This is a genomic window from Sulfitobacter sp. SK011, assembly GCF_003352065.1.
Lineage (GTDB): Bacteria > Pseudomonadota > Alphaproteobacteria > Rhodobacterales > Rhodobacteraceae > Sulfitobacter.
In genome coordinates, this window is record NZ_CP025803.1 from 911,592 (window position 1) to 933,225 (window position 21,634).

Genomic DNA, 21,634 nt, shown 5'->3' on the forward strand with positions numbered 1-21,634 from the left:
GTGCAAATCCTCGTCATGTTTGGGAGTTCAAAAGGTCAGCGGATGCGCCTTGGCAATTTTATCGAACTGCATCAGCGTTTTGATCAAAGCAGCCATCTGGTCGAGATAAATCATGTTGGGTCCGTCAGAAGGCGCGCTGTCGGGATCCTCGTGCGTTTCCATAAAGATGGCCCCAACGCCGATCGCAGCAGCAGCGCGCGCCATGACCGGCGCGAATTCGCGTTGGCCGCCCGAAGATCCGCCCTTGCCACCCGGCTGAGCGACGGAATGGGTGGCATCCATCACCACGGGGTACCCGGTCTGGGCCATCTGCGGAAGGCTGCGCATGTCGGCGACAAGGGTGTTATAGCCAAAAGCGGTGCCGCGTTCCGTCAAAAGAATCCGTTTGTTGCCGGTGCTTTCAATCTTGGTCACGATATTGCCCATTTCCCAAGGGGCGAGCCATTGACCTTTCTTGACGTTTACGACCTTGCCCGTGTCGCCCGCCGCAAGCAGCATATCGGTTTGGCGGCACAAAAACGCAGGGATCTGCAAAATGTCCACAGCCTCCGCAGCGATGGCGCATTGCGCCTCGGTGTGCACATCCGTCAGAACCGGCACGCCATTGGCCTTGCCGATGGATTGTAAAATCTTCAGGCCCTCGTCGATGCCAAGCCCGCGTTTGCCCGACAGCGAGGTGCGGTTTGCCTTGTCATAGCTGGCCTTGAAAACATATTGCGCGCCGGCGGCATCACAGGCGTCTTTCATGACCCCCGCAATCATCTGCGCGTGATCCGCACTTTCCAATTGGCAAGGGCCTGCAATGATGGTCAGAGGGCGATCATTGCCGATAATCACATCGCGGATTGTAACCTGGGTCATGATGTTACCTGTTCTCTGAGGATCGACGCGGTAAGCGACAACATCAGATAGATGCCCGCAAAGATCAGGAAAGCCAAGATCGTGTTTTCAAACTTGCGCGGATAGGTGGGTTCCTGCGGCGCGACGGGGCGCACAGCGACGGTCAGGTAACGGACCTGGCGTCCAGCTTCGTTGCGGGCGGCTTCCAATCCGGTCATCGCCAGTTGCAGGTTGGTATCCGCGGCGACCAGATCGGCCTGCGCCAGTTGCATGTTCACGGCCTTTTTGGCCAATGAGTTTTCGCCCTGAGTGGCGGAATTCAGCTTTTCGTTCAGCCTGTCCAATTGATCATTCAGGCGGCGGACATCGCCTCGGGCACCGTCGACTTTGGCTTTGTTGGGACGGGAATTGTCAAGAAGCGCGGCAAGCGTCAGCTCTTTCTCAATCAACAGCCCCTCATAATTGGTGATCTGGGCGCGGATTGCGGCAATCTCGGCCTCTGGGTCGACGCCATTTTCGACCTGCAATGTGATCAAGGCCTCTTGGGCTTCGCGGCGTTTTTGCTGGGCAAGATCAAGGCCGGCAAGCGCGTCGCTCATCCCGTCTTCTCGCTTTTGCTTGGACAGGTTATTGATCCGCTCTTCCGCGTATTTCAGCAGGCTTTCGGAAAAACTGGCCGAGACTTGCGGATCGGCGGCGACCACTTCCATGCGGATCACGCCTTCGGTCGGGTCATAGCCGATTTTCACGTTTTTCTTATAGGTTTTATACGCTTCCTCGTTGGTCGGATCCGACGTCAGACGTTGGATCGGGTCAATATTGGAATTTGAAAAGTGGTTCTTGAACCCTTCGTCATTGTCCAGGCGCAGCATTGCATCCTTGGATTGCAGATAGGCCTGGGTGGCGATGCTGTCGGCGCTGTTGGCAAATTGTGTCGGCAACAGTCCCCCAAATGGGCTGGTCGATGATCCCTCACTTTGAATGATCAGGAATTGACTGGTGGTGGCGTACATCGGGGTCGCTTTGTTATAGAAATAATAGCCTGCGATGATCGTCGGCAGAAATACGAAAAACGCGACCCTAACCAGAAGCAGGCCCATCTTGCGACGGCGGCGGCGTGAGATGTCGCGTTGGATGTCCGCAATTTCGCGCTGCCGACGCTCGGCGGGGCTTATCTCGTTTGAGGGCAAGGTGCTGCCCCCTGCAGGAACGGTCTGTGGCAGATGCACGCGGCCTGACGCACCAGCACCACCCTTCTGGGCGGGTAGAGCGGCCATTGCATCACCCGGACCGCCATCGCGCGGCTCACCGCCTGCCTGCGGCACCACAAGTTCGAGCATGTTGGAACGTTCGAACGGATCAATCCCCTTGGCGCGCAACAGGCGCACCGCATCAAAGTCAGAGGTCGGGGCAAGTTCGTGCTTTTGGGCAACGCGTCGCGCCATGCGCAATTGGCGACCCGTCAGACCCTCGCGGCGGATGGCGTCCATGTCCAGCTCACCAGCCACCTCGGCAGAAGATGAGACCTCGCCAGCCTGCGCGCTTGGTGCGCTGACCGTCGGGCGCGCAGGCCGCACGCCCTGCAGCGGCGGTGCCGCGCCATGGGGTTCGGTCGTGCCGCTGGCGGCAGCGCCGGATGGTGGCGTTGGCGTGCTCCGCTTGATGCGGAACTTTCTAGCCTTGGGTTTCGTAGTCATAGAGCTGTTTCGCTTCTTCCAAGGTGTCAAACATATGCAGTTGCCCATCTAGCAGAACAGCGGCGGAGCGTGCAAATTTCTCAAGTGTTTGTGCCTGATGGGACACAATGATGATGGTGGTGGTGCGCAGGCGTTCCTGCAGGATTTCGCCCGCTTTGCGGTTAAATTCGACATCTGTCGTCGCGGGCATGCCTTCGTCAATGAGGTACATGTCAAAATCAAGCGCCAGCATCAGCGCGAATGAAAACCGTGCCCGCATGCCCGCCGAATAGGTGCCAAGCGGCTGGTCGAAATATTCACCCAGGTTGCACAGCCAGCGGCAGAAGCTTTCAACGTAGTCGGGATCAAGGCCATAGAGCCGCGCGATGTAACGGGCGTTTTCCATCGCAGAAACCTTGCTGACCACGCCGCCCATAAAGCCAAGCGGGAACGAAATGTTGCAGCCGCGCTTGATCTCACCTTCGTCAGGTTTTTCAAGGCCCGCCATCATGTTGATAAGAGTGGTCTTACCGGTGCCGTTTGGCGCGAGAATACCAAGAGAATTACCCAGTTCCACGCGAAACGAGACCCGATCAAGGATGATCTTGTGTTGGGTCCCAGTCCAGAAGGACTTGGATACATTTTCAAATTCCAGCATTCCCTGCTCCGGTTGGTGCTGTGCGGTCTCGCCGCGCCCTCTCTATCAGAGGTGTATTAACAGTTTATCCACCGAATTTGACTATATTATGTCCTATTTGGAAACAAATGTACAATGCTCTGACACCCGGTTCGGGCCTGTCTGGTCGTGTACTCATTTGTCGTTCTGAACCCGGAAAATCCGCGCCGCCGTTTTGGTTTCTGGTGACCTATTCAATCACGGGGGACGTCAGCTGATTTGCTTGTCGACCCGGCATAGTTTGCCTGCGACGATGCTGATTGCCGCCGCGGCAAAGCTGAACAAGGCACCCATCTTGGCAGCGTCCTGTATCGGACCTGCATCAAACGCGACCGACGCAACAAACAGCGACACGGTAAAGCCGATGGCGGCCACACAGCCGACAACAGCCAGATCAATGATCCGCATCCCTTGCGGCAGCCCAAGCCCCATGGGCCGCGCAGCAAGCCAGCCAAAGAGCAAAATACCCACCGGTTTCCCGATCAGCAGCCCCGCCAGCACCAGCCATGTGGCGCTGCCGATTGCGTTGAACTGAACCCCGGCGTTCAAGAGGCCAAAGAAGAACAGGACAACCTCGACAGGGTGTTTGAGCGCATGTTCAATCTGGTTCAAAAGGTCGGTGAGGTATCGTTCTGCCTCAGAAAAGATACCGAATGCCCGGTCTGCATGCGGGATGGTCGGCACGATGGGCAGCAGCCCCAGCGCCGGGTGCAAACCGGAGCGCATGAAGGCATACCAGCTGATGCAACCGGCGATCAGATAGGGCAGAAAGTGCAATTTGGTGCGCACCCAGGTTGATGCCGGCCGATCCTGATTGCCACGATCCTTTCTGCGGGGCAGCCAGTTCGCCAGAAGATACACACCGATTGCGACTGCGAAAGACAACAGCAACCACATCGGGGCAAGCGCGCCCGTGGGATAGAACACCGCCAGAATGATCAGCCCGGCCGCATCATCCGCAATCGCCAGCAAAAGCAGGAACCGCACCGCCGGGTGGCCCGCGCCAAACACGATGCGCCCGACCAGATAGCTAAAGGCAATATCGGTGGCCGTGGGGATCGCCCACCCGTTAAAAACCGCGTTATATGTCTCTGACCCCAGCAAATATGCGAGGCCAAGATAGACAGAGATTGGCCCCAGCATCCCGCCCAGCGTTGCAAACAACGGCGTCGCTGCCTTTTTCCCACGCAGGGACCCGTTTTTCAGGATCACGGCTTCCCAGACTTCCTTGGCGGCGATGGCAAAGAACAGCGCCATCAACAGGTCATTGACCAGATAGTGCAGCGTCAGTGTGCGATAGGCTTCGTGGTTGGCGTCGCCCGGGTGCAGATGCCCAATGGGGGCGTGGTCCCAAATCTTGAATTCGACGAAATGGTGATAGCTCTCGTAATCGACATTGGCCCAGACCACAGCGATTACAGCACCGAATATAAGCAATAGCGAGTAATTCGTCAGAAAGCTCCAGACACGGTACATTCAGCGGGCCCCCGTTCTTGCGTTATTCTCACATTGCTACGCTATGGTGCTTTGCGGTTCAACGCGTCTGTTGTCGACGGGGGATCAGTGTCCGATCATGGGGCTGTCGTTGCATTGATCACTGGGGTGCTCAATCTCAAGTGTCGTGTGGTGCAGGTGGTGTTCTGTCTCAAGACGTTTCTTGATCTCGCCGCGGATGCGGGGACCATCGCTGCCCGGTTCCAGCACCACATGGGCATCAAGCGCAGGGTCATGTTCACCCATCATCCAAAGGTGCACATGATGGACCGACACCACACCTGGGACCTGCGCAATGGTTTCAATCACGGCGGCTGCATCCATGTCCGCCGGGCTGCCCAACATCAGGATGCGCACAACGCCGGGAAGTTCGCTGAACGATTGCCATAATATATACCCCGCAATCAGCACGGTGACAGCGGGATCAACCCAGAGCCAGCCGTAAAGCAGCACAAGTGTGCCCGCGATGATGACCGCAACCGACCCCAACGCATCGGCCAGATTGTGCAGAAACGCGGCGCGCATGTTCACGCTGGTCTTTGACATTGTGTAGGTCAGCGCCGCCGTCGCAAGATCAATCAGCAAGGCCGCACCCGCGACGATCACAATGATCCAACCGGTCACAGGCGAGGGATCAATGAACCGCAAAATCGCCTCGTACACCAGATAAAGCCCAATCACGATCAGCGTGGTGTAGTTGACAAGTGCCGCCACTGCTTCGATCCGGCCATAGCCGAAGGTCATCTGCGCATCTGATGGGCGGCGCGCGATCTTGCGTGCCGCAAACGCGATGATCAGGGCAATGGCGTCACTGAAGTTATGCAGTGCATCGGCAATCAGCGATAAAGAGCCCGAAATAATGCCGCCAATGACCTGCGCCACTGTCAGCGCAAGATTAATCGCCACGGCAGACGCAACCCGTGAATCGCCGCTCTCTGGATCAACGTGATGGTGGTGTTTGTGACCCATTAGGAGGCGGCCTGCCAGATCACGCCAGCGATGACAGCACCTGTGACGGCAAAGCCAAGGTAGGCGGCAAAGACACGCGGTTTGACCAAGGCCCAAACCGCGATGGCCGCCGGGATACAGCTTACACCGCCCGCGATCACAAAGGACATGGCCGCGCCTTGGCTCATGCCCTGAGCCAGCAGGGCGTCAACCAGCGGCACTGCGGCATATCCGTTCAGATAGGCGGGTGCGCCGACCAAAGCCCCCAACAGGATCGGCTTGATCCCGGCACCACCCAGCACACCAGCAATCAGGTCAGCGGGAACGTAGTGCAGCATCAGGGCCTCGATCACATAGGCAAGTGTCAGCCATTTGGTCAGGAACAGCGCATTTTCCAGCCCGGTCTCTGCAAACACGGCCCGGCGCGGTGCGTCTGACCAGAACCTCCAGACCGGATGGCCGGAAAACGGTTTTTTCACACCGCAGCATCCGCTCAAAGCGGGGCGTTCCCGAAGCGGGTCGGCAAAAAGCGGAGTATTGGCCGCCAGCAACACGCCAAAGCCGCCAAACATGCCAAGACCGATAGCGGCAAGCGTTTTTGCCAGTGCAAAGTCCCAGCCGAGTGTGCCGGACGTGATCGCAAACATCGCCGGGTCCATTAGCGGAGAGGCAAGCCAGAACGCCATCACTGCACCCAGTGGGGCACCCACGGCCAGCAGTGCCGCGATAAAGGGGATCACCTCGCAAGAGCAAAAGGGCGACAGCCCACCCAGAAGCGCCGCCATCACGACCATTCGGGCCGGATTGCCCTCAAACGCCCGCGCAAGCAGGGTTTCTGCACCGCTGGCCTTGAGATACGCAACCGCAAGCACGGCAAAGGCGATAAAAGGTGCAGTCCCTGCCAAGGCCCACCCGGCAAAGGTCACGGTGGGCAAGAACTGTGCTGGATCAAAGACCGCAACAGCCAGAAGCAGCAGCAGCGTCGCCCCCCATGCGCCGCCAAATATCCAACGTTTTGGGGCTGTGTCTGTACGGGTGGGAGTGGCGTTTATGTCAGCCATGTGGGTGACCCTCGCAGGGGGTCTGCGCATCGGCGCAGCATTCTGTCATCAGGAAATGCGCCAAGGCCTGAATTTCGTCATAAGCAACGGCAGCACAGATCGTGCTGCGGCCTTGACGTTCCTGCTTTACAAGGCCAGTGGCGGCCAGAAGTTTCAGATGGTGGGTCAAAGTTGATCCGGTGACGCCCGTGCGGTCGCCCAATGCGCCAATGCTCAACCCCTCAGGACCTGCACGGACCAACGTGCGCAGCACCGACAGGCGTTGTTCGGACCCAAGTGCTGCAAAGCTGGCGGCGGCAAGGGTAAGCGGCGGGGTATGGGGCGAATCTGTTTTCATATTTCTAGAATAATAGAAACGATTGCCTGCACAAGCTTTATTTCGAGGATTGTCGAAATCAAAACATCTTGCCTTGGACGTGAACACTGCTGACGGAAAAAGTGTCGGCGGGTTGGCAAGCCGGTTGGTCGGTGTATCTGTTGCTGTATGAAAGATATGCGCCATGATCTGAGGGAATGCACGCTTTGTGCAGATCGCTTTGCGAGGACAGCGACCGCGCATTACCCCAATCCGGTGGTTTGGTTTGCGCCCGGTGCGCGGCTTTTGATCGCTTCGCAGGCACCGGGATTGAAAGTGCATGAGGCAAACACGCCGTTCTGGGATGCCTCTGGCAAGCGCCTGCGTCACTGGCTGGGATTGGATGAGGCGCAATTTTATGACCGATCAAAAGTTGCGATTGTCCCGATGGCGTTCTGTTTTCCGGGCTATGATGCCAAGGGCAGCGACCTGCCACCGCCGCCCGTCTGCGCAAAGACATGGCGCGCGGCAGCACTTGGCATGCTGCCAGATCTGCGTCTGACCGTTTTAATCGGCGGGCATGCGATGAAATATCATCTGCCGGGATTTACCACCGTCACCGCAGCTGTAGCGGGATGGCGGGATCACCAAAACGGCGTCTATGCCTTGCCTCATCCGTCCTGGCGCAATACCGGGTGGTTAAAGAAGAACCCGTGGTTCGAGGCAGAGGTTCTGCCCAGACTGCGCGCGGACGTTGCAAAGGTGATGCATGACTGAATTGACGCCCCTTGATCAGGCCCATGCCGCGATGATGGCAGCACCGGACGATGATGCCGCACGGTTGCGATTTTACGAGCGGATTGCAGATGTGGAACTGTTCGTGCTGCTGGAAGCCGAGCCCGATGGCGATCAGATCAATCCGGTCCTGCTGGAAGATAGCTATGTGATCGTGTTTGACCGCTCGGCGCGGCTTGCGGCGTATGTGGGTGATGCGGCCCCATATGTGGCGCTGTCCGGGCGCGCGATTGCCGGGATGCTGGATGGTCAGCCGCTTGGCATGGCCGTTAATATTGGCGTTGCACCTTCGGAAATTCTGTTGCCGGCCACCGCGATGGCATGGCTGCGCGAGACACTGGCCAATGAGGCCGGTGAGGTGGAGACAAGAATTGATCGGGTGCTGCCGCCAAAGGACCTTCCTGAAAGCCTGATTGCCGCGATTGATGCCAAGCTTGCGACAGCGACGGGCATGGCCGCAGGGGCCTGGCTGGTCGCGGTTGAATACGCGGGTGGCGGGCGTGGGCATCTTTTGGCTTTTGTCGGGGCCATTCCGCGCGCGCAAGATGCGCTGGTCCGCGCAGCGTCAGAGGCGCTGACTTTTTCGGGGATTGAGGCGGGCGCGATGGACGTGGGATTTTTTGCCCCCGGTGATCCAACTGTCGCGAAATTGGCCAAGGTTGGTCTGCGCTTTGATTTGCCGCAGACCGAAGGATTGCAACATACACCGCGTCTGCCACCGGGCAGCGACCCGGCAAAACCACCCATTCTGAAATAATCAGCACAAATCGGGGGGCGGATGTCACCGCGCCTCACATCGGCGAGAGGTCACAAGGTCGTGGGGTGCAAAGGCCGATTGGGCTCATTAGCTTTGGGTCAGAACACATCAAACCAGGAGTCATGACATGAACCGCTTCACCCTTACCATTGCCGCCGCAGCGACCGCGCTGACCTTTGCCGGTCAGGCATTTGCCGGTGATCAGTACGTTGACGAAACAGGCTTTGCCGTGTCCGGCTATGATGTTGTGGCGTATTTCTCCCTGCCGCAAAATCCGGTTGGCGAGGCCCAGCCCGAGGGCGTGCCCGGCAACAAGGCGATCACCGCTGAATACAACGGATCGACATTTGCGTTCTCAAGCGAAGAGAACAAGGCGATGTTTGAGGCCGACCCTGCGAAATACGCACCTCAGTATGATGGCCATTGTGCCTATGGTGTCTCCAAAGGCGGCAAAGTGCCAGGCAATCCGAACCTGTGGCGGATTGTGGATGACAAGCTGTATCTCAACATCACCAAGAATGTCGTTGGGTTCTGGGAAGAAGACATTCCCGGCAACCTGGACTTGGCTGAGAACAACTGGGCTTCGATTGAGCCCGAGCCAAAATCCACAGCAACCATTCCGCAGTTCTCAAGCGCGGCACCGGTAAACTGAACCCGTCCCCCGGTTTCCCTCAGCCGGAACGGCCCTCAGCCTCGTCGCGCATGACGCGACGGGGCTTTGTCGTGGGCGGTGTGGCGCTTTTGGGGCTGGGCGGCGTATTTGCGGCCGAGTGGTTCAACATCGGCGCGCAAGTGGATGATGCGAGCCTGAGCGCACCAGATGCCATGGCAGCGGCCCAGACGGGTCAGATCACTTTGATTGATATCCGCCGTCCGGATGAATGGGCACGCACCGGCGTGCCCATCGGCGCGGTACCTCTGGACATGCGCCGCGATGATTTCGTAACGGCGCTGCTGGCACAGGATGGTGTGGCGAAAGACAAACCCATTGCCTTGATCTGCGCGCGCGGTGTGCGCTCTCGCAGATTGTCCAAACAACTGACCGACGGCGGTTTCACAAAGATCATTGATGTGCCCGAAGGCATGTTGGGCTCAGGCGCGGGGCCGGGATGGGTCAAGCGCGGGTTGCCTGTCACCCGGCCTTAATCCCATTTTCACCTTACTCGGCAGGCACTTTGTCGGCTGCAGTCAACTGACCTTTGAGCAGGGCCCGTTCGGCGCGGGCGCGGATCACGATGCCCGGTTCCCGCAACGTATGGGGGCTGTCCAGACGCAGGCCCTCAGGCGCGCGCCCTGCGATGTTCAATGCGGACAGGGCTGATAAAGGCACAGACAAAACGAGGCTGAACACAATCGGCACCAGCCAGAAAGAGATCAATCCGGCGATCAGCCCTGCAAGCAACAACAGACCAAAGAGGGTTTCAACCCAATGAAACTTGATCAGCATCGCCCATGGATACCCGCGTGCATCGCGACGCTGCGGTGACCAGAGTTCACTGCGCGAAAAAGTGGCGCGCAACACGGCCTTGGTTTGCTGGATCATCAGGATCGGGGCATAGGCAATCGACAAGATCACCTCGAAGGCAAAGGCGGTCAGAAACGCCGTCCGTCCGCCGAAAACCCGTGTCGCTTTTGGGTAGGCGGCGATGATGCCCGCACCTGCGATTTTGGGTGTCAGCAGCATCGCGTACATGATCACCAGAAACACTGCGCTATCAATATGGCTCATGGCGGGGGGCCAGTCAGGGAAAAACGGATTGGCTTCGTTGAAATAGCGGACAATGTTGGTGTCCGCGTCTTTACCGAGCAGCGACCACACCACCAGCAGGACAAACCACGCAGGCGACAGCAGATAACTGACTGCGCCATGGAACAGGTGAAACCGCGAGACGGGGTGCAGCCCGGCGGTGCCAAGCAGACGCAGATGTTGCAGGTTGCCCCGGCACCAGCGGCGGTCCCGCAGCACATAATCGACCAACGTACCGGGCGTTTCCTCAAAGCTGCCAGAGACACGTGGCAAAAACCGCACCCGCCAACCTGCACGGCGAAGCAATCCGGCCTCAACAAAATCATGGCTGAGGATCAGATCATCGCGACCCCGACCCGTCAGATGCGGCAGGCCAGCGCTGGCGGCAAAGGCCCGGGTGCGGATGATTGCATTATGGCCCCAATAGTTACCCTCATGACGCGCCCAAAGGGCCAGCCCCTCGGCCAGAAGCCAGCCGTAGGCAATGTTGGAAAACTGCTGCAGGCGTGCGAAAAGCGTATCAGCCCCGATCAGCATGGGAAATGTCTGGATCAGCCCGGTATCGGGGTCGGCACTGAGTTCTGAGGCCAGTCGTTCAATGGCGCGGCCCGACATCAGGCTGTCGGCGTCCAGCACAACCATCCCTTCGTAGGCGGCACCCCAACCGGTGATCCAGTCCAGCAGATTGCCGACCTTCTTGTCGGTGTTTGCAGCGCGCCGACGATAATGTACATCGATGGTGGCAGGTGTATCGCGTTTCAGGGTTTGAAAGGCCTGCCATTCCTGAGCGGCGATTGAGTCATCGCCGGTGTCGGACAATACAAAAAGCGTATAGCGATGTGCCCCTTTGCGCCGCGCCAGATCATCCAGAATGGCGGCTGCATTGCCAAAAACATCCCACGGCACCTCGTTATAAATCGGCACCAGCAGCGCGACGTCGATGGGCGTCACATCTGTGGGCGGGCGGTCATCTGCGTCTTCACGCGCAAGAATGCCGGCCACCGCGACACCGACGGTGCTGACAGACAGCGTGACCCAGACAAAGGTGGCCCCGATCATCGACAGCAAGGCCCATTCCAGTCCGGTCATGCCACTGCCCGCGAACCACCCGTAAAGACCATAAAGCAAGAGCGCCGTGCCGATCAGGGCGGGACCAAACACCGCGAATCGCCACCCCAAAGACCGGCGTGGTCCTGCGCTGCGCGCACGGGGGGCAGGGGCCTCAGCCAGATCCTGCGCCTGCATGGCCAGCGGTGACCGGGGCGGCATGTTCTGATGGATCGGTGCGGAAAGGGTCATGCGGCGGTCCACCGATAAAGCCAGACTTCGCTCAGCGGTTCGCCGTTCATCCGCAGTTGGGCGCGGAATTCGGCCAGGGTCGCGCCGTCGGGCTTAAAGGTAAAGGCAAGGCGTGGCCCGTTGGTTTCCGGGTTGCGCTGCAATATCCCCGGGGTCACGGACCCGGCGTTGCCGCGCAACACGATCTCGACCTCTGACAAATCCTGAGGCACATCCGCACTGTCGGCAAAGTCGATCACGATGACCTGGCCACCCTCAGGCCGCCCGCCCATGGCGGTATTAAGCACTTTGACAGGCACATCTGCCGTTGCCGCCGCAGGATCAGCACCCCAATGCAGCGTATAGCTCATCTGATGTTCAGATCCGGCTGGCAACGGATCAGCGGGCCGCCAATAAGCCACGATATTGTCATAGATTTCCAGATCAGCCGGTATTTCAACCAGTGTCACAGCCCCGCGTCCCCAGCCTTCGCCGGGGGTGATCCAGACGGCGGGGCGGTTGTGATAGAGCGCCTCAAGATCGTTAAAGTCGGAATACGCGCGCTTGCGCTGCATCAGGCCGAACCCACGCGGGTCCGCATCGCCAAAGGCGCTGATTTGCAAGCTGGTGGGGTTCGATAACGGGCGCCAGATCACTTCGCCTGCGCCATTGTGGATCAGCAGCCCATCACTGTCATGCACGGCAGGGCGGAAATCAGAGAACCGCTGGCGCATGGTGTCGTCAAACAGGAACATCGAGGTGAGCGGCGCAATGCCAAGATGTCTGATCTCTTCGCGGGCGAAAATATGGGCGCTGACCTTCATTTCCAGCACCGCACCGTGGGTGATCCGAAACCGGAAAGCGCCGGCACATGACGGGCTGTCAAGCAGGGCGTGCAGCACAATTGTGTCGCTGTCAGCCTCAGGCGTTTCGAGCCAGAATGCGGTAAAATCAGGAAACTCTTCGCCCATCGGATCGCCGGTTTTCAGCGCCAGACCGCGTGCCGACAACCCATAGGTTTCGCCAGTTCCGATGCCGCGGAAATAGCTCGCCCCCTGAAACACCGCATATTCCTGAAAGATACCTGGCTTTTCCAGCTCGGCCCGCAGGCGCAGGCCGGAATAGCCCATGTTGTCCAATTGCAGATCGGGAAACTGATCGGTGGTGTCAAAGACCCCCATATCAAAGGCGATGGGCCGGGCAGTGCCCCCCGCAACCACATTCAATGCAACGGCCTGAGGGAAATAAAGACCTGCAGGAAAGACATCAACGCGCTGGGGCGCTTGGGTGCCTTCCCAAAGTGCGTTGCGCGCATCAAACCAGATTTGGCGATATTGGTCATAGGTCAGGTTGCGCCAGCCCTCGGGTACCTGCGGGCGTGGCTGATATTCGTCTGCTGCCAGCGCCCGTGCAAGATTGATGACAGTGGTGTCGTCAAATGGCGTGGTCTGGTCCCCAAGGGTCAATCCCTTCTGATCTGCGCGTCCGGTGCGCGGCACTGCAGCCAAGGCCAACAGTGAGGTTATGAAGTCACGGCGCAGCATCAAGTGGCCGCCTTCTTGCGCCAGGGATGTGATTTGAACCATCCCGCACCATAGGCTGTGGCAACCAGGATCGCAGCACCACCAAGGTTGACCAGCAACACAGTGCGGACCTCACGGCCCGTCAGGTCCATCACAAAGCCCATCACCCGTGCCGTGAACATCGACACCACAAATACCGCCAGAGATTGCTGACCAACCTTAAGGATGATCGCGACCAATCCGCCCCATGCGGAGGCAAGTGCGCCTGTGCCCCGGGCCAATAGATTTGCACCTTTGTCACCAGCAATTACCCACGCCAGATAGGCGAGGCTAAGAAAATGCAGATAGCGGAACAGGCCAAAATCAGATTTGTCGATCAGCCCTTTTATGGCCAGACGCGCATCAATCACCGGATTACCGGATTCGGTGACAAAAAACCAATCGCGGGCGATGGCGCGGACACCAATATTCGAGAGTGGGATGTTGGCGATCACCACAAAAGCGGCAAGTGCGATCAATATGTTGGTCACCGGCGGCTTGGGCAACCAGCCCCGCATAAACGCAAATCCAGTGAAAAAGATAAGCTGCCAGCCGAAGGGGTTAAAAAACCATGTGCGGTCCGACCAGGGTTCTGCGGGAAGGGCTAAATGCAAATGCCCCATCCCCAGCCGTTGCAGCAACGCATCCTGAGCCATCAGCCAAATGACAATCACAAACGCGGCAACCAGCCCCAGATGCAAACGCGACAGGGCCATGATCACCGGCATCAGGATTAAAACCACCATATACATCGGCAGAATATCAAAATAATTCGGCACATATGTCAGCGTCACAAGGCCCACCAGCGGCACCGCAGGGTCATCAAAGAACTTCCACAGGTTCAGCGACCCGATATAGTTCTTGTCATAGCCGCCATAGAAATCAATTGCGGCGAGCAGGGCAGCAACGGCGACGAAAAGCCCGATATGCGCCCAATAGACCTGCCAGACCCGAAACCCGACTCGCGCAGAGCCAAGCCGCCAGCCCATACGGTCATACGCGCTGCCAAAGGCGATGGCGCTGGCCATGCCAGAGCAAAACACGAATATCTCAGTGGCGTCCGAAAACCCCCAGCGCGCAGGAATCCATGAGGTCAAAAAATTGCCCGGCGTATGTGCCATCAGGATGATGAACATCGCAATGCCACGGAAGAAATCGAGGCGCAGGTCGCGCACGCGGACGGACGACATTGCACCAAGCGCAGTGACAGGGCGGGACGGTATTGTGGTTGCATCGGCTAGGGTCATGGCCGCACTGTGATCCAATGGTTAAATAATTTATTGAGCCGGGATGCTGCGCGCACGTGACAGACGGTCAAATCGGGTTGCGGTAAACCGATCTTCGTTCCCGGCGCGCAGGGCCAACCGCTCAAGCAATATCGTTTCAGTTGCGTCGAAATGGCCCGCGCGCAGGCCCGCGTCAATGGTCATCCGTTCAAATACGTCGCGCTGGGCATGGCTGCCGCCGATCGTTTGCATTTTTGGGCGCGCATCCGCCAGTTTCACGAACGCATCGCCATAGCGTCCTTCGGCAAAGGCATTCAGCCCCGCAAGCGCCGTCACACCGGGGTCCGCGACCCGCGATGCCATATCACCGGTCTGGCGTGCATCATGGGCAAACCTTGCGGTCATCGCCTGTTTTGCAGCGCCTTTTTCGGCCCCTGCAAGGGCAAGCATGTAATGCAGATCGGCAAACACCAGACACCCGTCTTCCACCCGGTTTTCCGAGAATTCAGCAAGCTCTTCCCAGCGGTTACCAACTTTGATCCCTTCAAGCTCCAGCCGCATCAGCAAGGATGTGGCATTTGAAATATCGCGATAATCATCAGTCTTTTCGACGCGGATTTGCGTATCGTACAGCGCCAGTGCGACATCAAATTCGCCCCGGTCCAGATGCAGCAGCGCCTTGTGCCACCAGACATGATAACGAAAGTTGTTGGATTGGTCCCATGCGCTTTTGTGGGTTTCAATCAGGGCGATCCCGGCGTCTGGTTCGGCGCGCATGTCATGCACGTGCGCGACGGCATGCAGGCCCCATGCATCATCGGGTGCATAAACCAGCCCGGCACGCCCGGCCTTTTCTGCCGCCGTGTAATCGCCGGTTTCTTCCAGTGTGAAGGCGTGACAGCCCATCACGTACCCGCGCAAAGGATGATCAGACCCATGCGCAGAGAGCACCCGTTCAATTGACGCGCGCATGCCGGGGGCATCACCCAGAATAAAGCGGATTGCATGACTTGCCTTGGCAGACAATGTGTCGCTTGGACAATTGGCCAGCACCTCTTCGAGGGCGGCGACAGCGCCTGTCGGGCTGTCCGCCAGCCACCGGTCAAGTGCGGTCAACCACCCCTGCTCTCGGGCTGTGATCGGACCCCCGGCGCGTGCTGCATGGGCTGCTGTTCGGGCATCTTCGGCCACCTGCCAAAGCTCTGAACGGCCCATCATCAATGAAAATAACCCGCGCGCCGCATGGCCCATGACGAAATCAGGCTCAGACATCAGAACCGCCCCCAAATGCTGCGGTGTTGCGGCCTGATGTGCAAGAAAGGCCCGAACCATCTTGTTCCACGCTTCAAGGGCGGCGGGTGTCTTCAGCGACAATGGCGCGCCGCAAATATCAAGGGTCATCAATTCAGCCTTCCGGTTTTACGCTGTTTGAGTAACGAGACTAACGCGAAGTTTTACCGCATAGAACGTCAGGCAGGGATGTCACACGGCAACGTGAAGCCGCTTAAGTTATTCGTGAAGAAATGTGTCAATAAATGAGCGCCGCGCCAAAGAATGGGCGGGTAATAGCGCAAAATCAGCGGTGTAGCGGGCGTTTACCTGGGTCTTGCCGCGCCTTTGGGTCCCCATGTTTCAAGAACCTCGTCGGTGTCTTGCCCAAACCGTGGTGGCGCACGATCATAGCGGATCTTTGTGCGCGAAAATTTCAGCGGGTTTCCCAACAACGGCAGGTCGCCGCCCTGAACATCACCTTTGGGGATATGCACAACCGCCCCGCGCGCCTTTGCCTGATCCGAGGTGAGCGCCTCACCGACGGTATTGATCGGCCCACACGGCACCTTGACGGCATGAAGGCGCTCCAGCAAAGCCGCCTTGGGTATTTTTCGCATTGCCGGCCGGATCAGGTCCATCAGGGCCGCGCGGTTTTCGATGCGCGATTGATTGGTGGTGAAACGGGCATCGTCCGACAACCCCACAAGGCCAATGGCGTCAGAGAACCGCGCGAACTGTGCGTCATTGCCCACCGCCAACAAGAAATGACCGTCGGCACATTCAAAGGCGTCGTAGGGCACGATGTTGGGGTGCGCATTGCCACGCCGTTCAGGTTCAATGCCCGAAGTCAGGAAATTGGTGCCCTCATTGACCAGCCAGGCCATTTGCGCGTCGACCAGAGACAGATCAATGTGCTGACCCTCGCCAGTTGCATCACGGTGGCGCAGGGCCGCCAAGATGCCGATGGTTGCATACATGCCGCACATCACATCAGCGATGCCGACACCGACCTTTGTCGGCACGCCGTCCGGGTCACCGGTGATCGACATGATCCCGCCAAACCCCTGAGCCATCAGATCATAGCCTGGCTGGCTGCAGTTTGGCCCGGTCTGGCCGTACCCGGAGATCGAGCAATAGACCAAAGACGGGTGGGCGGCGAGCAAGGTCTTGTGATCCAGTCCGTATTTGACCAACCCGTCGGGTTTGAAATTCTCAATCACCACATCCGCGCGGGCGGCCAGATGGCGCAGGGTGGCTTGCCCTTCTTGTGTTGCAATATCCACAGCGACAGAGCGCTTGTTGCGATTTGCAGCCATGAAATAGGCAGATAGATCCGTGCGGTTGCCTGCTGCATCCAGCGCGTAATTCGGCCCCCAGCCCCGGGTGTCATCACCACCGGTCAGCGGGTTCTCGATCTTGATGACCGTGGCCCCCAGATCGCCAAGCAGCTGGGTGCAGGTCGGACCGGCCAGAATACGGCTCAGGTCGAGAACAAAAAGCCCGTCCAATGCGCCCTTAGATGCGACCATCATACGCCCCCCGGTCAATTACAGCCGCAATGACAGTGAATCTATCGGCTGTCATCGCATCTTTGAGCGCGCTTTCCAACGCGCCACGGCTGCGCACGGTCACGCCTGCACCGCCGAATGCGACACCCATCGCCGCGAAATTATGCTGGGCAAAATCCACACCGTGGTTAGTCAGTTGGCGCTCTCGCTGCTTTTTCTCAATGAGGGAAAGTGAGGCGTCAACAAATACCAAAAAGATCGGCGCAAGGTTCAGTTCCGCGGCGGTGGCCAATTCCCCCGCAACCATCAAGAAACCGGCGTCGCCTGAAAAAGACACAACAGTGCGCTCCGGGCTTGCCAGTTTCGCGCCAATCGCCATCGGCACGGCACAGCCCATGGTGCATAGGGCAGAGGATTGCATCAACGCGCGCGGTTCGTAACACTCCCACATCTGGCTGAGCAAAATCCGATGCGCGCCGCTGTCCGCCGAGGCGATGGCATCGCGCGGCAGCACGGTGCGGCAGGTGTCAATGATGGCCGCAGGCCCCCAGTCTTCATCAGAGCGGAATGTGTCGGCGAGGGCCGATTTGAGCTTGTAAATCTCGCCATCGGTCCAGGTTTCGACGACATCGAGCCCGTCACTCAGCGCCCTTAGCGTCGCGGTGCAATCCGTCACAAAATTCAGGGAAGATTGGTGCATATAATGGTGGTTCGGCACCGCCGTGATGTCGATGATGTTGTGGCTCTTTGGGGTCCAGACATCGCGCCAGCCGGGACGCATTTCAATCGGATCATAGCCGACACACAAGATCAGATCAGCCGCTTTCACGAAGGGCACCAGATGGGTATCTGCCAAAGGTGACAACCCCGCACCCCCCAAAGCCAAACCGTGGTCTTCGGGGAACATGCCCTTGGCCTTATAGGTGGTGATCACCGGCACATTGTGATCTTCGGCAAACTCCAGAATCGCGGCCTCGGCCCCCTGGTTCATTGCGTCCACACCGACGATCATCACAGGGCGCTGCGCGCTTTCCAGCCAGCTGCGGGCTGTTGCAAGATCAGCGCCTGTCGGTATTGCAGGCGATGCAGGGGCACGCGGTGCCGGGGCATCCGCCGAAATATGTGCATCCGCAACACAGATGGGCACGTCGATGTGCACTGGTCCGGGGCGGCCTTCGGTTGCGATGGCAACAGCTTTGTCCGCGATGGTGTGGGCGGCACCGGCGGTCAGCGAAAAGCTGGCCTTGGTGATGGGTCGGAAAACCGCCTGCTGATCCACAACCTGATGGGTATAGCGCGCCGCCTCATCTGCATCCATGCAGCCGGAAATCACGATCAAAGGCACCTGATCTTGCAAGGCATTGGCGACGGTATTGACCCCGTTCAGAGTGCCGGGGCCAATGGTGCCAACCAGAATGGCAGGCGCATGATCACGGTGGTGCACGCCTTCAGCAATAAAACCAGCGGCGTTTTCGTGTTTTGCAAGAATAAACCGAATGCCCGCCTTTTCCAGCGCATCAATCACCGTCAACACCTCGCCCCCCGGCATCCCAAACGCCGTACGACACCCCGCAGCGTAAAGACGGCGGGCAAGAGCATCAGCGGCGCGGATGGTATCGGGCATGGGGGTAGACCTTTCGGGCGACAAGCGGGACGGTGTACTAGAACCATGGGGCGCAAAAAGGTGCAACTCACTGTTGGGTGGGGATTGTTGCAGGGCAATGTGCGAATGTCGGCAGTGATCCCATAGTTACCGATGCGGTATCTCCCATAGCAGTCGGCTTTTGACATCTAAGGGGGCCAATTGTCCCGCAAAACTTGATTAGTCCAACGCAACTAGCGCCCAAGAATGGCCATAGTTTTGTGTTCGCTGATACCAAAATATTTTGAGGCATCATCATGAACTTTGGAATTCTGCGGCCTATCGCATCAACATTCTTATCTGTGGCCTTCGGGCTTTTTGTTACAACTGCATCCGCAACGCCAGTTGATCTTCAACAAAAGTTGCTGGAAACAGCGGCGCGTGACCCAATGCTTGAACGCCAAGTCATGCAGATGCTGTCACTTATTGAGCAAGGCCAGTTGGATCAGGTTGTTCAATTGACGGTGAAACAGTTCTTTGAGCTTGCCCCGCGTGGCACGCTGTCTGAAGCAGTGATTGAAGCGTCAAAGAAGAAGACAATCGCGACGGCCCGCGCAAGATTTCTGGCCCAATATCTCGGCTACGATTTGGATGGTGACGGCGCGATCAGCAAGATAGAGATGTCTGGTTTGTATGGCAATGAAGCCGCTAAAGTAGTCACGCTGCTTGGAACCGCGGACCTGAACAACGATGGTGATATTTCCGTTGAAGAACTCAAGAAGGCCGCCACTGATCAAGCGGGTCAGCAACGGAATCGGTATCACGTCGGTTACCTGATGGCGTTTGATCTTGATGAAGATGGCGTAGTCGGTGTCGAAGAGCTTCTAAAAGGACTTCGCATGCTCGAGGCTTTGGAGCCAACGGGCTCCAAACCCCAGGACACCACGAATGCAACGAACGGCACATTCTCACTGTCCGTGGAAGAAACCGAAGCAACCGATCTAAACCCAACAAATGCGGATGGTTTGCCGATCGAACTACATATGGTCGGGATTTATGAGCCACGTAAAGGCCGCAATGAGGATGGGCTGTCCAGAAGTGAGCCTGTTTCGATCAAAGTGGATCGGTCTGGTGTTTCTGTAGTGCTGGTATTGGGCTCCTATCGACCAACACGTTGGGTCATTGAAACCAGCACGGGTACGCAAGTGGATAGCGTTATTATGGCTGATCGGAACCGTGTGCGCGGCGAAGTGATCCTGAATGGGGAAAAGGTCTCTGTGACCTATCGAGACTTACCCCTGGCCTACAATTCACGCGGAAACCGTTTTCAGCCATTTCATGAAACAGCTTCAAGAGCGGCAGGGGTTCGAAATGCCACGAGCTTCCAAGGTTCCTACAAAGCTCCTGAGGAGGGTTTCGTGATTGCTGACGCTCCAGGCGTACCGACACGTACCGAGGTCGAGGCAGAGTTGACGGCTCAGGCCTTGCCAGCGGCGGAACTTTCTCCCAGGCTGAAAAACGCATTTGAAAGCAAGACCCAAGCGCCAGGCTCAAAGTGGACCCTGCGCGAAGAAGGTTTTGTCGGCGTCGATGAAAACGGTAAAACGGTCCTCCACAAATTGCCACTTGAAGCGCCCGAGGTCAGCTGGCCGATGGGAACTGCGCATGATCCAGCAGGGCAGCAGATTTGGGGAGTTACGCTTGGAGGCGAGGGGTATCTTTACAGATACGACATTGCCAAAAATAAATGGTCGGCCAGAAGCATGAACAATGTCGATGCAGGAGGCTTGATTTTTGACTCCAAGACCGGAACGCTGATTGCCACACCAGGACCGCATGGTCGTTCGGGCTATTTGGTAATGGATACATCTGGGAAGTTGCTATCGAAGCTTGAAATAGATTCAACTGAATATCCCGGTCTGATCAACACGTATGATCCGGGCAATGGTCCTAACCCCCGCTTGGTTCCGATTATGATTGATGGCGACTTACTACTGGTGCGCGCAGAACCGCCTCAAGGGTCTCTTCGCAATAGTGGGTCTCGCTGGGTTTATCTTGTGAATTTACAGTCAGGTAAGGTCCGCCTTGTTCGTTAAGCGGTCTGTCTGGTAACGGGTCGAGGCAGGGTGTGGCGTACTTTCAAAGGATTTCTGCAGATCGTGCGGGATGACCCCGATCTAGGGTAATACATAAAGCAGTCATTCGAGAAGCCAGCGCGAAATGACGCTTCCTTCGCGATACGGCCATCCGGCTCGGTTTCACCTTACCGCCGACGATCACGACGTGCTGACATCGGCTGGAACGCCACACCCACATGCGCCTCGCAATAGGGTTTACCCTGTTTCACAGGCAGGCCGCAGAACCAGAAATCCTCAGTTGCGGGATCACCCACGGGCCATTTGCAGGTCCGCTCTGTTAGCTCCATCAGCCCGATCTTTTTGGCCTTCTTCTCAACCTCATTGACCTTGGCAAGCGCTTCGGGACTGATTTCGTTGGCTGACGGCTGTGGGGGCAGCGGCTGACCCGCTGGAATGATTTGTTTGCGTGCAGGCAGGCTTTGCTTGGGCGGCGTTGCCGATTGCGTTTGCATGATCGGTCCGTCCGGTTTGGGCGCGGCCTTGGCCTTGGGTTCAGCCTTGGGGGCTGGCTTGGCCTTGGTTTCTGCCTTGGCGGCCGTGCTGGTTGTGGCGCGGTTCGACAGACCCAGACGATGCACTTTTCCAATCACGGCGTTGCGGGTCACGCCGCCCAGTTCCTTTGCAATCTGGCTTGCGGACTGGCCTTCGCCCCACATCTTTTTCAGGGTCTCTACGCGGTCATCGGTCCAGGACATATGGGGTTCCCCAGTTAAAAAGCGGCCCATTTCGGCGGACCGCTTTGTCATTAATCAGACGCCATTTTACCCTCTCAGGCGGTG

Annotated in this window: 19 protein-coding genes; 5 read left to right on the forward strand and 14 right to left on the reverse strand. The window is 57.9% G+C overall.

The features are described from left to right. Window positions 1–27: 27 nt before the first annotated feature. The 7 genes from kdsA to C1J02_RS04455 form a co-directional block, all read right to left on the reverse strand. Entirely contained in the window at window positions 28–861 is an 834-nt protein-coding gene (kdsA, locus tag C1J02_RS04425) for a 3-deoxy-8-phosphooctulonate synthase (protein ID WP_114877509.1), read from the reverse strand. After that, entirely contained in the window at window positions 858–2,537 is a 1,680-nt protein-coding gene (locus C1J02_RS04430; RefSeq protein WP_114877510.1) for a capsule biosynthesis protein, read from the reverse strand. The genes kdsA and C1J02_RS04430 overlap by 4 nt, the downstream gene beginning before the upstream one ends. Beyond that, window positions 2,515–3,174, reverse strand: a complete 660-nt coding sequence (locus C1J02_RS04435; protein ID WP_114877511.1) for an ABC transporter ATP-binding protein — start codon at window positions 3,172–3,174, stop codon at window positions 2,515–2,517. The genes C1J02_RS04430 and C1J02_RS04435 overlap by 23 nt, the downstream gene beginning before the upstream one ends. Before the next feature lie 228 nt (window positions 3,175–3,402). Then, complete coding sequence (locus C1J02_RS04440) at window positions 3,403–4,668, reverse strand: Na+/H+ antiporter NhaA (protein WP_114877512.1); 1,266 nt, start codon at window positions 4,666–4,668, stop codon at window positions 3,403–3,405. Between the two features lie 84 nt (window positions 4,669–4,752). Continuing rightward, window positions 4,753–5,655, reverse strand: a complete 903-nt coding sequence (locus tag C1J02_RS04445; RefSeq protein ID WP_114877513.1) for a cation diffusion facilitator family transporter — start codon at window positions 5,653–5,655, stop codon at window positions 4,753–4,755. Further along, window positions 5,655–6,695: a permease gene (locus C1J02_RS04450; RefSeq protein WP_114877514.1), complete on the reverse strand. Its 1,041-nt coding sequence runs from the start codon at window positions 6,693–6,695 to the stop codon at window positions 5,655–5,657. The genes C1J02_RS04445 and C1J02_RS04450 overlap by 1 nt, the downstream gene beginning before the upstream one ends. Beyond that, window positions 6,688–7,032, reverse strand: coding sequence for a helix-turn-helix transcriptional regulator (locus tag C1J02_RS04455; RefSeq protein WP_114877515.1), 345 nt, complete (start codon window positions 7,030–7,032; stop codon window positions 6,688–6,690). The genes C1J02_RS04450 and C1J02_RS04455 overlap by 8 nt, the downstream gene beginning before the upstream one ends. 147 nt (window positions 7,033–7,179) lie before the next feature. Between C1J02_RS04455 and C1J02_RS04460 the strand changes: the two genes are divergently transcribed. The 4 genes from C1J02_RS04460 to C1J02_RS04475 all read left to right on the forward strand — a co-directional run bounded on the left by C1J02_RS04460 (window position 7,180) and on the right by C1J02_RS04475 (window position 9,688). Then, window positions 7,180–7,767 carry a uracil-DNA glycosylase family protein gene (locus C1J02_RS04460; RefSeq protein ID WP_114877516.1) on the forward strand — a complete coding sequence of 196 codons (588 nt, stop codon included), beginning with the start codon at window positions 7,180–7,182 and terminating at the stop codon, window positions 7,765–7,767. Then, on the forward strand, window positions 7,760–8,542 hold the full coding sequence (locus C1J02_RS04465; protein ID WP_114877517.1) for an SseB family protein: 783 nt from the start codon (window positions 7,760–7,762) through the stop codon (window positions 8,540–8,542). The genes C1J02_RS04460 and C1J02_RS04465 overlap by 8 nt, the downstream gene beginning before the upstream one ends. Window positions 8,543–8,669: 127 nt before the next feature. Beyond that, window positions 8,670–9,194 (forward strand): YHS domain-containing (seleno)protein, encoded by a 525-nt coding sequence (locus tag C1J02_RS04470; protein WP_114877518.1) that lies wholly within the window; start codon window positions 8,670–8,672, stop codon window positions 9,192–9,194. Window positions 9,195–9,244: 50 nt separating this feature from the next. Beyond that, on the forward strand, window positions 9,245–9,688 hold the full coding sequence (locus tag C1J02_RS04475) for a rhodanese-like domain-containing protein (RefSeq protein ID WP_114877519.1): 444 nt from the start codon (window positions 9,245–9,247) through the stop codon (window positions 9,686–9,688). Window positions 9,689–9,701: 13 nt separating this feature from the next. On the opposite strand, the gene mdoH is transcribed toward C1J02_RS04475, so the two are convergent. The 6 genes from mdoH to C1J02_RS04505 form a co-directional block, all read right to left on the reverse strand. Next, window positions 9,702–11,588 carry a glucans biosynthesis glucosyltransferase MdoH gene (gene mdoH, locus C1J02_RS04480; RefSeq protein WP_114877520.1) on the reverse strand — a complete coding sequence of 629 codons (1,887 nt, stop codon included), beginning with the start codon at window positions 11,586–11,588 and terminating at the stop codon, window positions 9,702–9,704. Further along, a complete protein-coding gene (locus C1J02_RS04485; RefSeq protein WP_114880371.1) occupies window positions 11,585–13,111 on the reverse strand; it encodes a glucan biosynthesis protein in 1,527 nt (508 codons plus the stop codon). Before C1J02_RS04485 ends, mdoH begins: the two co-directional genes overlap by 4 nt. Further along, window positions 13,111–14,376: an OpgC family protein gene (locus tag C1J02_RS04490; RefSeq protein WP_114877521.1), complete on the reverse strand. Its 1,266-nt coding sequence runs from the start codon at window positions 14,374–14,376 to the stop codon at window positions 13,111–13,113. The genes C1J02_RS04485 and C1J02_RS04490 overlap by 1 nt, the downstream gene beginning before the upstream one ends. 30 nt (window positions 14,377–14,406) lie before the next feature. Then, window positions 14,407–15,756 (reverse strand): tetratricopeptide repeat protein, encoded by a 1,350-nt coding sequence (locus C1J02_RS04495; RefSeq protein ID WP_114877522.1) that lies wholly within the window; start codon window positions 15,754–15,756, stop codon window positions 14,407–14,409. A 194-nt stretch (window positions 15,757–15,950) separates the two neighbouring features. Then, window positions 15,951–17,159: a CaiB/BaiF CoA-transferase family protein gene (locus C1J02_RS04500; protein ID WP_114877523.1), complete on the reverse strand. Its 1,209-nt coding sequence runs from the start codon at window positions 17,157–17,159 to the stop codon at window positions 15,951–15,953. Next, entirely contained in the window at window positions 17,143–18,759 is a 1,617-nt protein-coding gene (locus C1J02_RS04505; protein WP_114877524.1) for a thiamine pyrophosphate-binding protein, read from the reverse strand. Before C1J02_RS04505 ends, C1J02_RS04500 begins: the two co-directional genes overlap by 17 nt. 275 nt (window positions 18,760–19,034) lie before the next feature. On the opposite strand from C1J02_RS04505, the gene C1J02_RS04510 reads away from it, so the two are divergent. Continuing rightward, window positions 19,035–20,813, forward strand: a complete 1,779-nt coding sequence (locus C1J02_RS04510) for an EF-hand domain-containing protein (protein WP_114877525.1) — start codon at window positions 19,035–19,037, stop codon at window positions 20,811–20,813. Between the two features lie 167 nt (window positions 20,814–20,980). Here the strand turns inward: C1J02_RS04510 and C1J02_RS04515 are convergent, their stop codons facing one another. Next, window positions 20,981–21,550, reverse strand: coding sequence for a GcrA family cell cycle regulator (locus C1J02_RS04515; protein WP_114877526.1), 570 nt, complete (start codon window positions 21,548–21,550; stop codon window positions 20,981–20,983). Window positions 21,551–21,634 lie beyond the last annotated feature (84 nt).

Coding starts and splice junctions, on each gene's coding strand:
- kdsA (WP_114877509.1), bottom strand. CDS start 861: ATGACCCAGGTTACAATCCGCGATGTGATTATCGGCAATGATCGCCCT.
- C1J02_RS04430 (WP_114877510.1), bottom strand. CDS start 2,537: ATGACTACGAAACCCAAGGCTAGAAAGTTCCGCATCAAGCGGAGCACG.
- C1J02_RS04435 (WP_114877511.1), bottom strand. CDS start 3,174: ATGCTGGAATTTGAAAATGTATCCAAGTCCTTCTGGACTGGGACCCAA.
- C1J02_RS04440 (WP_114877512.1), bottom strand. CDS start 4,668: ATGTACCGTGTCTGGAGCTTTCTGACGAATTACTCGCTATTGCTTATA.
- C1J02_RS04445 (WP_114877513.1), bottom strand. CDS start 5,655: ATGGGTCACAAACACCACCATCACGTTGATCCAGAGAGCGGCGATTCA.
- C1J02_RS04450 (WP_114877514.1), bottom strand. CDS start 6,695: ATGGCTGACATAAACGCCACTCCCACCCGTACAGACACAGCCCCAAAA.
- C1J02_RS04455 (WP_114877515.1), bottom strand. CDS start 7,032: ATGAAAACAGATTCGCCCCATACCCCGCCGCTTACCCTTGCCGCCGCC.
- C1J02_RS04460 (WP_114877516.1), top strand. CDS start 7,180: ATGAAAGATATGCGCCATGATCTGAGGGAATGCACGCTTTGTGCAGAT.
- C1J02_RS04465 (WP_114877517.1), top strand. CDS start 7,760: ATGACTGAATTGACGCCCCTTGATCAGGCCCATGCCGCGATGATGGCA.
- C1J02_RS04470 (WP_114877518.1), top strand. CDS start 8,670: ATGAACCGCTTCACCCTTACCATTGCCGCCGCAGCGACCGCGCTGACC.
- C1J02_RS04475 (WP_114877519.1), top strand. CDS start 9,245: ATGACGCGACGGGGCTTTGTCGTGGGCGGTGTGGCGCTTTTGGGGCTG.
- mdoH (WP_114877520.1), bottom strand. CDS start 11,588: ATGACCCTTTCCGCACCGATCCATCAGAACATGCCGCCCCGGTCACCG.
- C1J02_RS04485 (WP_114880371.1), bottom strand. CDS start 13,111: ATGCTGCGCCGTGACTTCATAACCTCACTGTTGGCCTTGGCTGCAGTG.
- C1J02_RS04490 (WP_114877521.1), bottom strand. CDS start 14,376: ATGACCCTAGCCGATGCAACCACAATACCGTCCCGCCCTGTCACTGCG.
- C1J02_RS04495 (WP_114877522.1), bottom strand. CDS start 15,756: ATGACCCTTGATATTTGCGGCGCGCCATTGTCGCTGAAGACACCCGCC.
- C1J02_RS04500 (WP_114877523.1), bottom strand. CDS start 17,159: ATGATGGTCGCATCTAAGGGCGCATTGGACGGGCTTTTTGTTCTCGAC.
- C1J02_RS04505 (WP_114877524.1), bottom strand. CDS start 18,759: ATGCCCGATACCATCCGCGCCGCTGATGCTCTTGCCCGCCGTCTTTAC.
- C1J02_RS04510 (WP_114877525.1), top strand. CDS start 19,035: ATGAACTTTGGAATTCTGCGGCCTATCGCATCAACATTCTTATCTGTG.
- C1J02_RS04515 (WP_114877526.1), bottom strand. CDS start 21,550: ATGTCCTGGACCGATGACCGCGTAGAGACCCTGAAAAAGATGTGGGGC.